The organism is Streptomyces sp. NPDC005962, assembly GCF_040629205.1.
GTDB lineage: Bacteria > Actinomycetota > Actinomycetes > Streptomycetales > Streptomycetaceae > Streptomyces.
The window spans coordinates 34766-49553 of record NZ_JBEXVE010000032.1 but is presented as its reverse complement, the minus strand read 5'-3'; the positions used below and the strand labels follow the sequence as shown (position 1 = coordinate 49553).

1 protein-coding gene (only partly in view) is annotated in these 14788 nt (G+C 68.9%); it reads right to left on the bottom strand.

Translation table 11 applies throughout. The features are described 5' to 3' along the window. Positions 1-14788, bottom strand: the start of a protein-coding gene (locus tag ABZ370_RS36255; protein WP_358630190.1) for a lonely Cys domain-containing protein. Its footprint begins 30392 nt before the window's first position; the window shows 14788 of its 45180 coding nt (coding positions 1-14788); the start codon lies at positions 14786-14788; its stop codon lies off the left edge, out of view.

Sequence of the window (14788 nt, the reverse complement as noted above, 5' to 3'; positions counted from 1 at the left end):
TCGCCGGGGAGTGGTCGGCCGGGACGCTGAGCAGCACCTTGCCCCGGACGGCCGGGACCTCGGCGTTGCCGCCGATGATGTCGCCGCGGCCCTTGGGCCCCAGGACGAACAGGTGGGTGCCGAGGATGCCGAAGCTGACCAGGCCGCGCAGGAGACTGCGGGGCCGCCAGTAGCCGCCGGTGCTGACGGTGAGGGCCAAGTCGTAGGAGTACAGGTTGCCCGGCTTGGTGGTGATCGCCATCTGGTCGAACGTGGCGGTCGAGCCGAAGCCGGACTCGTCGCGCGTCTGCCATCCGGCCTGGTAACCGGCCTGGCCGGTGAGGGCGTGCGCGGCGAACCCGATGTTGTCGGTGGCGGTGTCCCGCAGCGCCACCACACCTTCGAGGCCCAGTTCGGTCCCGTGGACCGCGTGCTGGACCTCGTCCAGGTTCGTGACACCGGGCGCGCTGTGGCGCAGGATCGTGTCCGTGGGGCCCGCGAAGGCGCGGTTGGTCAGCTCCGCGTCGAGCCAGATGTAGGAGTAGCCGCGGGTGAACCGGCCGGGGTTCACCAGGCCGATCCGCAGGCCCGTCCGGCTCATCGCCTCCAGGTTGCCGGCCATGCTGTGGTGCGACAGCGCGTTGATGACGGTGAGCGTGTTGTGCAGCACCATCTGGTAGTGCGCGTGGTTGCGCCACCGCTTGTCGTCCGGGTCGCCGAGGTCCTCCAAGCGGGCCACCATGGTGGGGTACTTGGCCTCGACGGCGGCCACCACCTGGTGGGTGAAGGATTCCAGCCGGGTGCGGTCGGCGAAGGTGACCTTCGGGCTGTCCTCGGCGGACGCGGTGTCCTGCTCCTCCACGGGGAGGTCGGTGCCCTCGGTGGACTCCGGGAACCTGCGGCTGTACTGGCCGCCCGCGTACAGGAACTGCACGGGCCGGGACATGCCGAGGGTCGGCGGACGGTTCTCGGTGAGGTAGGCGGGGGCGAACGGCTCCGTGCGCCCGAAGGCCGTCTCGTCCTCCATCCCGGCCAGGCGGCGCGCCTCGGAGCGCGTCATCCGGTCCAGGCTCCAAGTGGGGAACGGCGTCGCCCTCGCGTCACCGGTCTTGCGGATCCAGACGGTCTTCTCGACCCGGTACAGGTCGGTGGTGACGCTCTTGGCCCGGCCGACGGAGCGGACCGCGCCCGAACCGCCGGTCATCGCCGAACGGCCCCGGACGTGCCCAACGCGCGCGCTGCCGCCGAGCTGGATGCGGGGCTTGACCTTGTCCATCCAGCCGGAGATGAACCCGAAGCCCGGCACGTTGAACGTCGGCCCGACGAAGAGGGTGATGTCCCTGGAGAGCGCCTTGGTCTGCTTCCGGGTGTTCTGCACCGTCAGGAAGGCCGAGTCGCGCAGCTCCGCCTTGTCGGTCTCCGAGGCCAGCACGGCCCGCCCGGGGACGATCCGTTCGATGACGAAGCTGCCCAGCGGGGTGTTCTTCCTGTCGTCGGCGAACAGCGGCTTGCCGGGCACCGCGGACTTGGCCAGCCGCCCGGAGAGCTGGTGGAAGTTCTGGGAGGACAGGAAGCGGTCCAGCTCGCGGTAGGCCGATGAGTTGGGTTCGGCGCCGATCCGGTCCACCGCCCAGTCACGGATCCGCGCGACAGGGCCGAAGTCCTCGGTGACGACGAGCCGGTAGTCGGACTGGGGACCCAGGTCGAGGGTCTTCGGGGTCCGGCGGAACGCGGCCTTCCGGGTCGCGGCCTCGGGCAGCCGCGCCTTGAGACCGTGGCGCACGCCGAAGCCGAACTCCACGTCCGGGGCGGCCTCCCGGGCCGGGCGGGCCCGCCAGCGGGTGCCCAGTACCCCCTGCCTGGCCGGGCGCGGCTGCTCAGCGTCGGTGATGCGCACCTCGATGTACGCATCGTCCAGGAACGGGTGCGAGGTGTCCCACCCGCGGGTCTCCCCCACGTTCAGCACCTGGTCCTGCGCGGAGTAGGTGACCTCGCGGATGCCGCCCAGCCGCATGCCGAGCCGGCCCCACAGGGAGACGACCGTCGGCTGCGGTCCCAGCGGCACCGTCGGAGCGAACTGGCGGGTCTGGCCGATCGTCTTGGACCCGCCGATGCTGGCCTGGGCGCGGTAGCTGTTGTCGACCCTGGTCGGCGAGGCCCCGTCGGTGAACTTGGTCCACTCGCCGTAGTTGCGCATCGTGATGTGCAGCTTGCGCAACCGGTCCGATTCGGTGCGGTAGACGAACTCGCGGCCGTCCCCGGCGAAGGTCTGCGGACGCTGCCGCATCGCCCGCTTGATCCGGCGGAAGACGGACTCCTCGATGCCGCCGCCGCGCACCCGGTGGCGCTCGGAGCGCTCCTCGCCCGGGGCGGTCTCCGGGCCGCGGGCGCGCATCTCGATGTCGATGTGCTCCGAGATCCGCTCCCCGCTGCGGATGTGCACATCGCTCTGCCCGAAGGCGATCGGCATGGCGGTGTCGTCGGACTCGTCCCCGGGGAGCGGCAGGAAGCCGTCGACGTAGCCGGGCATGCGGCTGTCGTCGGTGAACGCGCTGGGCCGGTGCACCCGCGGCGGCGGCAGCATCTCGGTGGCGACGCGCGCCGGGCGGCGCTCGTCCAGCTCCTCGTCGATCTGCACCCCGGCCGGCCGCGACCCGGGCTTCTGGCCGGGCGGCGGGGTGGTCCCCAGGGACGAGGGTGGCTCGGACGGCGGCGAGGGCGGCGGGGCGGGCGGCGTCGTGTCCCGTACAGGCGGCTGCGTGATCCTCCTGGGAGGGGCAGTCGGGCCCCGGGTGATGACCGATTCGGGGGCATGCCCCCCCGTGGTCAGAGCCGGAGGATGCGTGCGTGCCCAGTCGTCCTCGCGCCTCGACCGCGTCGGGTCCGCCGTCAGCACGATCACGTTCCGTTGTGCCCGTCTGTCATCCACCACCTTGGCGGGGTGTGTGGGCCTCAGCACGGTCCTGGCCGTCCCCTTCCGGGCCGCCAGGGCCTCCGCCATCCGGTCGCCTCCCGGACCCGCGCTCGGTCCGACCAAAGCGATGGGCGTCTTGAGCGGGCGCATGCGAAGGTCGGGGTCGAGTCCGAGGAGCGCGACGATCTCCTCATACGGCACCCGGCGGGTGCCACCCTTGGGCCAGGGAACCTCGACACGATCCTGGTCACCGTCGACCATCAAGAAGAACGCATCGGTGTCCGTGGCTGTGCCTATCTTGCCCTTGGCCGTCCTGCCGTTGTGCGACACCCGGTAAACATCCGTGTCCAGTGCGTCACGGAGGGGCCTGACGGTCAGATTGCGGCCCGTCATCTTACCGGTGAGCGACGCGATCTCGGTGGTCCGGGAGAGCAACCCGTTGCGCTGGAGGTCATACGCGGCCAGCACCACATCGTCATACACATCGAGGCCGACCAAAGCGGCCGCCGTCATGGTCCACAGGGCCTTCTCCCGGAGATCGTCCCGCTGCGACTCGGGGACGGCACCCTCCATGTGCAGGAAGCGTTTCGCCGAGGCGTCCGAGTCCGGGCGGGCATCCCACGCCTGTCCGGACTTCACCATCGCCCAGAACACCTGCGCCCGCAAAGGCGCCCCCAGACCAGGAAGACGACCGTCCTTCAGCCCCAGGGAGGAGGCGACCTCCGGGGTGAGCAGCCCCATCCTGGCCACGGTGGCGTCAAGGCGGCCGGAAGCGGAGGCCGGGACGAAGTCGTGCAGGGTGGCGCGGCCGGACGCGCCGTCCAGATGCTCCCGTGCCTCCTTCAGTACCTTCCCGACGGCGTCGTGAAGCTCGGCGTCATCCTTGAACGGGGTCGGCCGCGACTTCGGAGTCCCCGGCTCAGTCCCCGGCTCCGCGAGCCGGGCACGCACCACATAATCCAGCAAATCCAGGCTGAAGGAACTCGCCTCGGCCAGCTCCTGATCCTTGCGCCGCATCGTCTCCAGCGCCCCGATGCCGCGCCAAAGCTTCTGATACTCCCCCGCCGGATCGTCCCTGTCCTTCTCGATCTCGTCACCGAAGACCTCACGCAGAGCACGCACCAACAGCAATGCGTCATCCAGGTCGTCCTTCGACACATCGGCGGATTCCGGTATGTCGAAGGCGGTCCGCGCGAGACCGTCGAGCACCTCCGGCTTCGGCTTCGGCTCCAGCCAGGCCCACCACCCTTTCTTCCCCCAGGCAGTGGCAACGATCGACTGCCCGCCCTCGGAGCGCCCGCGGACCTCATGACTGGCGTGCGCCCGGTTGAGGACGATCGCCGGATGGTCGACTATCTCGGCTACCTTTCGTGCCGGGGAAAGGGTCCTCAACGGATCGGCCACAAAAGGCACGTCGGCGCCCTCGTTCAGAGCGAGAGGGGGACCGTCGAAGGCCGCGTTGGCAAAGCACGCCCCTATGACGATCGGATCCCTGGGGTCGAGCGCCTGAACACTCGGGCGGCGCCTCAGGAACCCGCCGATCTGCTCGGCATCCGCGGCCTTCTCTCCCTCCTCTCCGTCCACCCGCGCGTCCACCACTTGGAACCAGCCCGGAACGCCGTGCGACCCAAAGTGATAAGCCTTCAGCCTGGCCCACTTCGCATCCTGCCAAGGCGCGATTCTCTTGTAGGTGACAGGGTCGATATGGGTGACCTGCATGCGTTGGACGTCGACAAGCGTCGGCTCTCGGGGGATCAGATCGCGGGCGGTGAACACCATACGACCGACGGGCCTCTCGGTCTTAGGATCGGTGACAGTGGCACTCTTCATATGCCGGTCCATCAGCTTCGAGCCGTCGGCCAGGATCATGAATCCGTCCCCCTCCCTGGCCCACGCACCATCCGGGCCCAGATCATCGGGCTCGCTGGAGATCCACTTACCCAGCGCCACCATCTGCGCCCGCTGGTCCGCCACCCTCTCTTCCACCTCCCCGTTCACGCCGAAGGACCACCGAGGTATACCGCTGTGTGCCCGCACCTTCCGGTCAAGCACGGCGGATATACGCCGCGGCATCTCCAGCCCACCGTCACCCGCGCGCGGCACCATGAGCGTCAGCCGGGCGTCCTTATGCCGCTTGGCCAGTTCCCCGTCCATGGCGAGCAATTCGGCGAGCTCATCGCCCGGAACCCGGCGCGTCGAACGGTCCGGCCACAGCCCCATGACGTGGTCCTGCCCGCCATCCGCCTCGAGAAGGTAATCGGCCTTGATACCGCGTATGTCCCGCCTCCCCGTGGCAGGCGGCGCGTGCGTGCGCTTGAAGCTACGACCGACCACCACACCGTCGACGGGAGAGAACATCAAAGTCCGCTCCGACAGCAGATCACCCCCCTTGGGGTGGGCGAGATGGAACGCCCCCAAAGCCGCCAGACTCGTATCCCGCCCCTCCGCCATCGCCTCGCGCACCAGCGCGTACAACTGATCACGCACCGCCCCACCCACCCGAGCAGACGGCCCCAGATGCAGGATCTTCCGAGCCAGCGGCACCGGATCGAAGGACCCCTCCCTGAACTCCGGAACCGTCTGACGGAGAGCGTCCAGCCGCTCCACCGCTGCCTGCATCTCGGGCGGCACCTGCCCGGCGACACGACGCGGAAGCCTCGTGCGGAGCACATTCGCCACCAACGCCGCACCCTGCCTGGCAGACCTCAGAGCGCCCCGCGTCCCGGCGGGTGCGGAGTCGGGCGCCGGCGGGGCCACCGGCCCGGTGCTGCGGGGGGCCGCCGGGGGGAGGTCGGTGACCGTCCGCACCATCTGCAGGGACGACGATTCCGCCGCCCGCTCGATCGCCGCCATCTCATCCGGACCACCCGTATTGACCGGACCGGGAACGGTGCCGGTCACGCGGTCCTCGTCGCGCGAACGCCCCTCAACGCCCTCCTTGTCCGGCGAGAGCGTGCCCAGGAACAGGTCAGGACGCCGCGGCCCCTGCGGCTGAGCCGCCGAGAAGGAAGGCAGCGGCGGCGACAGCCGCGAGGACGATTCCCCTTCCGACGTCAGCCCTGCCGGCGCCGGCCAGTTTTCCAGGCCGCTCATGATAAACGGCAGATCCGAAGCGCGCCGCAGGGGAACTGGGTCGATCGGCTGGAAATTGGGATCGAGCTCGATCGAAAAGAAATCGGACCCTACATAACCATCGAACGGCCGATCGTCCACCTTCCCGAACTGGGCATCTACCCAATAGACCTGGCCGTCGAAATTAACGCCATTGAACTCGTGGCTATTCCCATCCTGAAGCCAGACTCTGACGATCGCGGACGAACCATGCCCACCGGAAAGCAGTCGCCTCCCGATGGCCTCATACGCAGAAGCAGAGATCCGGGAATAATCGCGCTCATCACCGTGATCGTGATGCCGCCACTCCGTGCCCAGCCACCTCGCCGTACGCGCCGGACCGTCCAACTCCGCACCGAACCTACCGTTCGGCCCCGCCGCCAGCACCGGCGCCGCAACCGTCGGCCGACCATGCCACGACGCCAGAAAACTGCGGCAGACATCAACGCAGTTGAAGTTCCGCGCCGCGTTACCCGCCCGCCTGCCATTGATCAACCGCACCCACCGCGCACTGCCAGCGCCGGTGCCCGCGGTGTTGAGCCAGTCCCTCCAGCCGGCGCCCCGGGGTTGGGGGAACCGCGCGAACCCACCACTGTCATCGCGCGGGAATGCGCGCTCCAGCCGCTGCTGGTCGTGAGCCTCCGGCCGCCCCAGACCACCCGTCGGCAGACCGTACGGCCGGACCTCAACCACACGATCCAGCGGAGAGACCACACCCGTGAACGTCGCCGGCACACCCGCCGCCGCATACGCGGCACTCGTCGCAGTCACCGGAGCGTCAGGGTACGGCGGACCACTCACTGGCACGTAAGCACTACCGCTGGACCAGCCCTGCCCCGACGGCGACTGCCCATCGGGACGGACGAACGTGTCGGTCGGCGCGGTCGTCGGCTCGGTCGCCAACTCGGGTGTCGCCTCCGGCTGCCCCGCCTGCGCGCCCGTGTACGCCACGAACCCGGACCCGGTCGCCCAGGCATCCTGCACCGGCCGGTCGTCCGCGCTCCCCGGCGACAGCCGGAACCACGCGTTCCCCGGCACGGTGGTCATCTCGCCGTCGTCGGACACCGCACCACCGGGCGGGCCGAAGACCCCCAGCCCCGGGACACTCTCCAGGCGCTCCGACGGTATCTCGATGTCCTCCGCGTACTCACTCGCGTTGGCCGGGACGTAGACAGGGGCTCCGATGGTGGCAGCCACCTCGGAGGCCCAATTGACCAGCCCTCCAGAGGTGTCCTCAACCGGGTGGGCGATCACCAGTGGTTGCCCCGGCGACCAGCCCAGGTGGGGCAGCAACGCGATGAACTCCGCCGCGCTGAGCCGCTTGTGTCCTCCGAAGCCGAAGACGTTCGGTACCAAGGGGCGGCGCTGGAATACCACCGTCGTCACGAAGCCATCGCCCCCGGGGAGCATGGCGCGCAGCCGGGTGACGGTCGCTTCCTCCCCCCGGTCGGCCGCACCGTCGGTGGGACGGAACACCGCGCCACCGGGCACCTTCTTCACGAAGACACTGCCCAGCGGCTCCAGCCCCTCCAGACCCGGAACCCCGGCTGGCTGCAGCAGACCGGAAGAGGCGTCATCGGCCTGCCGAGCGCCAAGACCGCCGTACCACGGTGTCACCGCGAAGCGGGCCAGGGCCTGTTCGCGATCCTCGGGCCGCCAGAAGATCGTGTCCAGCATGTCGCGCAGGCGGTTGGTCTGATCGGGCGCGTCCGGCTCGAAGACCGTCACCGTTCCTGGCCCACCGCCCGCATGGCGCACCTCCTGCACCACCGCGGCGTGCGCGCCCGCCTCCTCATGGGCGGGCGGTCGCCAGTCCGGAGCGTGGCCCAGCCGCAGGGCCGCGTGCACAAGACCCAGCGCGATCTTCACGTTCGTCTGGATCTCCGCTTCGTCCAGGCTGCCGTCCGGCTGCCGGAACTCCACGTGGTCGGACCCCTTGCCCTGGACGCTCTTGAAGCTGAGCGCGTCCTCGTTCCTGCCGCTGGGAGTGTCCCAGACGCCGTGATAGCCATCGTGCCGCTCGGGCAACTGCCGGGCGTGCTTCAGCCCACGGTGGCCGTCGGCGCGCGGGTCCGTCCCCAGCCGGATCAGCTCGTCGTAGTTGCCGGTGAACAGCGCCCGCAACGCCTCATACGGCCGGACATCCGTACCGAACTGACGAGTTCCCACATGAACGTGCGAGCTCGTCCGCTTCGTGATGCGACCGCCGTGCTCGCGGATGATGCCCACGACTGTCCGCAAGTCCATCCATGTCTGCTCGGTGTCACGCAGGATGGGCGCGATCAGCTCGCCGTCCACAGTGGGGTCGGTCTCCAGGCGCCACCCGTCCCTGGCATCCGAATACCCCTCATCCACCGCCCGGTGGTACCCGTGGACCTCGGACTGGCTGGTCAGTCCGGCCGCTCTCAGGTCGGCGAGGATCGCCGACCGGGCGTCCGCCCTCTCCTCGTCCGTGAGGTGCTCGGGCAGATCGAATTCGATCTCGACGCCGAACTCCAGACCACCGCGGGCCGGGTCGGCCAAGCCACCGGTCGCGTCCTCCAGCATGTACGGCACGGGCCGCTCGCCCCGCGCCACGCGGTCGGCAACCTGCTGGAAGGTCTGTTCCAGCACCTCAGGCGTCGTTTCGGGCGCGCCGCCCATCGCCGACCACCAGGCCAGCGCGTGCTCCCGTGCCACCGAGGCCGGCACCTGCACGGGAGAGGCACTGCCGGGAGCCGGACCCGGGGTCCCCTCCGGCAACCGGGACCGGAGGGCCCCGAACAGCGTCGCGTCGGCTTCCACCGTAGGCGGCTCCCCAGCCGACTCCGCCGACGCCGAGCGCGGACCCTGCGGCCGCAGATCCGCGGACCCGGTCGCCTCCGACAGCATCTCCCCGATACTGGCGAAACTGTTGGTGGGCGCCGGCTCGAAGATGTCCTGCGCTGGTTCCGGCATAAGCGCGGAAACAGTGCGTGCGGCTGTCGTCGGGGGTGCGAGGAGGGTCTCCGTCGACTCCTGCGAGGACTCGCTCTCGGTGGCGGGTTGTGCCGGAGCCGTCTCCTCGTCGGGGAGCGTGCCGCCGAGCCAAGGGGGGTCGCCCGGCCGCCGGTAAAGCGCCCGCGTATCGGCGCCGTACCGCGGAGCCGTCGACGGGCCCGCCTGGGCCGCGGGAGCGGGAAGCCGCAGCGTGCCGTTGCGCGCCGCCAGGAGCACCTCCTGCAGCAGGCCGGGCGTCACCGGAGACGGAGCGTAGCCCGCCTGCCAGGCATAGTCGGCCGTGATCTGCTCCAGCAGACGCCAGGTCAGCGGCCCGGACTCGACCGACCCAGCACCCTGCCACAACCGCTGCATCTCCAGCGCTCCGAAGTCCCGGATCAGAGCGCGGAACTCCAGCACACGAGCGGGATCAGTATCAATACGAACGCCATGAGTCTGACGCAGCGCGAGCACCCAGCGCAGCACCCGGGTCGTACGCTGCGCCACGTCGGCGGGCAGGCCCGCCAGGTCAGCCCACTCGCTGAGCACGGCACCGCTCGGCGGCGGCGGGAACTCCATCCAGCTGAACGCGGGCCGGTCGGGATCGTCAGCCTTGAGCAGCCGCGCCGGCCGCCGGCTGTCAGCGGCTCTGACCGACACCAGGGCGTCGGAGACGAAAATGGTGCGGCCGACCTGGGCGGCGATGGCCAAAGCCTCGGGCGGGGATTCCAGCAGGTCCGCACCCGGCCGGACCCTCCCCATTTTGCACCACAGCAGCCACACCGGCCAGTGGCCGGGCATCCGCTGCAGGCTGGGACGCCGCCGCAGCACACGGCCGAGCTGGCCGGGCTCCAGACCCTGGTTGGCGCCGGTACTCCAGCGCGGCAGCTGCGGCCAGCCACGGTGACCGTGTCCCATCGCGATGTAGGACTGCGCCAGCGGACGGGGCAGCGGTAGCAGCCCGCTCTCGCGGCTGCGGTCGACACCGGGCAGCCCCTCGTTCGAGTCGATGTAGTACGCCACCGTCGACAGCTCACGCAAAGCAGGCTCAAAGATGGCCAATTCGGTCCTGTTCAGGAAAAACCGGCCGGTCAGCGACTGCCCGTCCACCGTGATGAGCGGATACGACTCCACATCGGACTCGTCAAAGGCCGAGCCGTCGCGGGCCAACAGCCGCGCACCAGGGCCGTGCGTACTCATACCCGGGTCACTGGGGAACCAGATACCGACCGGCTCCCGCAGCGGATCCACATCCAACAGGCTGATCCGCAACACACCACCGCCGCCGGGCGGGGAAGACAGCCTGAACACCCCGTAGGTGGACCACACGCGGGTCCGGGCGTGGTCCGCGACCAGCCGCGGCAGCGTGTCGACCGAGCTGTTCTTCGGAGGCGGCACGAGCAGCACCACCGGAGCGCCCGGAGAACGGCTGGGGTCAAGAGCGATCAGTGCGGCGAACTCGTCGTCGTCCACCTCCACCGGATTGCCGTACCCATCCCGCACAACGATCCGGTCCGAGCCCTCATCCCGTTCGGCCACCACCACATGCGGACGGACACCCCACGGCGCGGGCGACGAGACAGCAGCCCCACCGCGAGCGGCAGGCATCCACACATAGTCGACATCAAGCGCGAGACCACCGCTACCTGTCCAGTTACGCCCGGAATAACGCCCGAACGAATCACCCAGCGCAGTGGGCGACGACACGGCCCCCGTCCTGGACAGCTGATAGGCCTTGATACTCGCCACACTGCCCGCCCAGCCCCGCCGACCGGCACTGGCCGTAACCTGCAGCAACTCCCGATACAGATCGAACGTGACAGGCACCCCGCGGCCAAGGTGCAGAACACCACGCGCCAGATCAGCCAGATCAAGCGGAGAACCAGCCGTCCGGGGGTCAGCCGCACGCGCATCGTCGAGCAAAACCAGGGAGTTGTACAACTGACGGTAGTCATGCTGCCCCTCGATACCGGGACCGAACATCTGCTGCATAGCCGCGGCCAACCGCCTGCCAGAAGTCCGCGTCGGAGGAGCCAGCAGATCCCCCGGATCCCCAGGCGACGTCTGCTCCCCGCGCCCAGCCGACGGCAGGACGACCGACTCCACACCGGAGACGGCCTGCGGAGAACCCGCGGCCTCAGACGGCGGCACCGGCACATCGGACTCCTGCCCCACCCCGCCCTCGGCCCGATCCCACAAAGCACGGAAACCCGTCAGCAGATACGGGTTGTCCCACAGGCCGGCGAAAGCCGCCTTCCGACCCGGACCATACAACCGCCGCAGCAACGGCAGCAGCTCCGGATCAAACTGCTCCACCCACTCCGAGCCGTTGTTACGCGGAGCACCGGTGCCAGGATCGGTGCCCGTATTCGCACCCATGTAGGCATTGCTGAGCTGAGCGAAGTACTCATGCACACTACTGGAGGAGTAATTGGGGAGGCGACCGTCCGGCCACTGCTCCGAAGCACCCCTGGCCCGCTTCGCCTCGTAAACAGCCTCGATCCGCTCCTGGTCCTGACGGCTCAGCACCGACTCGATCGCGTGAGCCACTTCATGACGGGCAATGGAATAGCCGTCGACCGCATTCTCGGCACCGACCACACCAGTGGTCTCACCCAGCAGATTCTCCTCGGAGAACGCCCCCACAAAACGCCGTGACCTGTACATTCCCCGCTCGAAGTCAACACGACTACCCCCGATATACGTGCCGCGCCGATCAGCGAACTCGGGGAGAGACGTCAACTCCGTACCCCTGGGCACCACAATGAACTGCCGACCCCCGGTCAGCAGCGCCACCGCTACATCCAAATCCCCCAGCATGCCCCCAACCAGAGCCTCCGCCACTTCCCGAGCCGCCTCCGGCTGCTCCACACCCGAAGGGACGACGACAAGCCATTGGGTCGCCAGGGCCCCGAAGTCCGCCGCGGACAACGTGGCACGCAAACGCTCCACCAACGCCCTGTCCTTGGCCAGCTCCACCCGGTCCTTCGCAGACAACGACGCCAACTCCGCAGCACGCTCATCCACCCCCATGGCCGGGAACCGCGCGGCAAGATCGGCCAAAGCGGCTGGGGCGTTCAACCCCGGCACCGAGGCGTCGGCGGGGTCAAGCAGCGTCTCGGTGCCGGGGTGGGTGTCGGTGTCGGTGTCGGATAGCGGGTCGACCATGGAGTCGACGTCGGTGCCGGAGGCGGCCTCGGTGTCGGAGGCGCTGTCGTAGCCGGAGTCGGACGGGATGCGCGGCGTGTCGGCCGGGAGGCCCTTGGACGTGGTGGCGGTCGCGGTCGGCGGGGGCGGGGACGGGACGACCGTTTCCTGGGCCTGGTCCTGCGGCCCCTCCGAAGAGGTGACAACAGGACGGGGAGCGGGGGAAATCGGGGCCGATGGGACGGGGGGCGTGGTCGTGGCGGTGGCGCGGGCGAGGGGGCGCAGGCCCAGGCCGGTGCGGAGGGTGTCGGCGAACGCGACGCTCGAATCCGCGTCCGGTCCGTGCGTCAGCAGGTGGTCGGCGACCTGCCGCACCGCGTCCCGGTACGGGGATTCGGCGTGGCGGGAGTCCGCCAGGACGGGGCGTATCTCCAGCGGCAGCACCAGGGCGATGGCGCTGTCCCAGGCCCGGTCGGCCTCGGCCTCGGTCGGCTGCGGGGTGCCGGTGTGTGGTGCGGTGGCGTTCGGCTGCGGTGTCGCGGTCTGTGGTGTCGTCGCCGACGATCCCGTATCACCGCTCAGCGCCGCGGCCTTGAAGTCCGTGTACGCCGAGTCCCACATCCGCTGCGACGCGTTGGCCGCCACGGCATCGATCTCCACCGGCCAGAGGGTGGGCTGGGCCATCAGCAGGCGTACCTGGTCGACCGGGTCCAACGCGCCGACGGCGATACGGTCGCCGGTGGTGGCCGCCTCCGTCTGCGGGCTGGGGACCGTGATGCCCGCCTCGCGCAGATCGGCCGTGGAGACGGTGGCGTTCGGGCCGTGCAGCCGGGGCAGGTCCTGCGCAAGGCTCTCCGGCAGGTCCTCCGTCGTGAGCTGCTGGGCGATCCACTCGCGCTGGACGGCGTCCCGGTGGACCTGGGGCGGGGAGTAACCGGGGTCGTTCGGCCCGGCGGCGTGCGGTGTGACACCCAGGTCGCGCAACTGGACTGCCGCGTCGAGCAGTTGATTGTGCGCCTGCTGGGCCCGCGCCTGGGCGTCCGTGAGCGCGACCGTGGTGTCAGGGCCGATGCCGACGTTGTTGTCGGCCGCCGCATCGATGGTCCGGCCGAGCTCGTCAACGGTCTGGGCGGCGTTGACGTACGTGGCGAGCGCTCCCCCGTAGTTCTCGCGCGCGTGGGTGATCTCGGCCTGGTGCTGGGCGTTGGGGGCACCACTGCCGGGGGTGTGCGGGGCATCGATGACGCCCGGCGGGGCATCGTTCTGCTCGGAGCCGAGGTCGCCGGGGGCGTTGTAGCCGTCGGCGAGTCCCCCGTTCAGCTGCGAGCCGGGGGATACGGGGGGCTGCGGGCTGTTCAGGGGAAGCTGATTGCTCGAAGAACCCTGGTTGCCGAGCGCACTCGGGTTGTTGAGCAGGTTCGAGGTGTTCGGTCCGTCCTCGCCGGTGAGGGGGTTCGAGGTGTCAGAGGTGTCCGGCAGAAGCGAGTCGTTCAGGAACTCCGACGAGGCGTCCAGGTCACTCTGACCCTTGAGGAGATCCGGGTTCTTCAGATAGGTGCTTGCGGCGTCGGGAGTGGTCTGCGCGTTCGAAGCAGGAAGCGTGGAGATGTCGGGGACATCGGAAGAGGTGGACGTGGTGTCCGGGAACTCCGGCTCCGAGTCACGGTCGACGACGCTGGAGGAAGAGTCGTCGTACGACGAGATGGACGAGGTGTCCGAGCCGTCGTAGTCGGCGACTGTGCTCTGGGGCGGCGGCGTGATGCCGTCTCCGCCGGGGACGTACGGGGCGTTGGGGGTGTTCAGGACCGAGGAGTCCACGGTCGTGGTGGCGTTCGGGGAGGGGGGCGTGGGCGTCAGGTTCTGTGAACCTGGGTCCGAGTTCGTCGCGGAAGCGTCCCGGGAGCCGCCCACGATGCGGTTGAACAGGATCTCATTCGTCTTGTTGTTGAACTGGGTAAACTTGTTCCCGTCGGGGAACATTTTATTGTTCAGCGATATGGAAGCCTGCAGCACCGCCCCGGAGCTGTACGTGTCAAATACCCCACTCATGCCGGCGCCGAGGAAAGAATCCGTATTGAACTGACCGAAGACGGCGGCCTCGGCCCCCGCCTCACCGATCCCGTGGACCACGAACGTCGTGGGAGCGTCGAACACCACATTGTTGAGGTTATGCCTGGTGAACAGATCACTGAAATCCACACGGAACTTACCGAAAAGGTCCGTGTCGAAATTGTTCTTGAAGATGTTCGACAGCTTGTTCTTGATCTGGTGCACGAAGGCGCCGAGACTACTGATGAAAAAGTCAGCCAGGGCGCCAACCGCCACGTTGAGCCCGACGTCCGTCCAGTCGATGCCGTTGGGCTTCTGCCCGGGGGAGTTGATGACCATCGAGGTGAGCTGAACCACGATGCTCTGGAGGCCCTCCGTCAACCCCCCGGACCCCGCCGACAGAATGGGGATCATTCGCAGGAGGCGATCCACCGTCATGAGAATCGACAGCCTGGCCCTCATTCGGGCCAGGATCATCTCCGAAGCCGAGGCACCGCCGGTGAAAGCGGCCATCACGGCGAGAATCGCCAATTCCGCGATAAGCGAAATGACTTCGAGGATGATTTCGAAGTGGGCCTGCTGGATCTTCAGGGACATGTTTCCCTGGTTCTCCGCGAACCCATCGAGCAT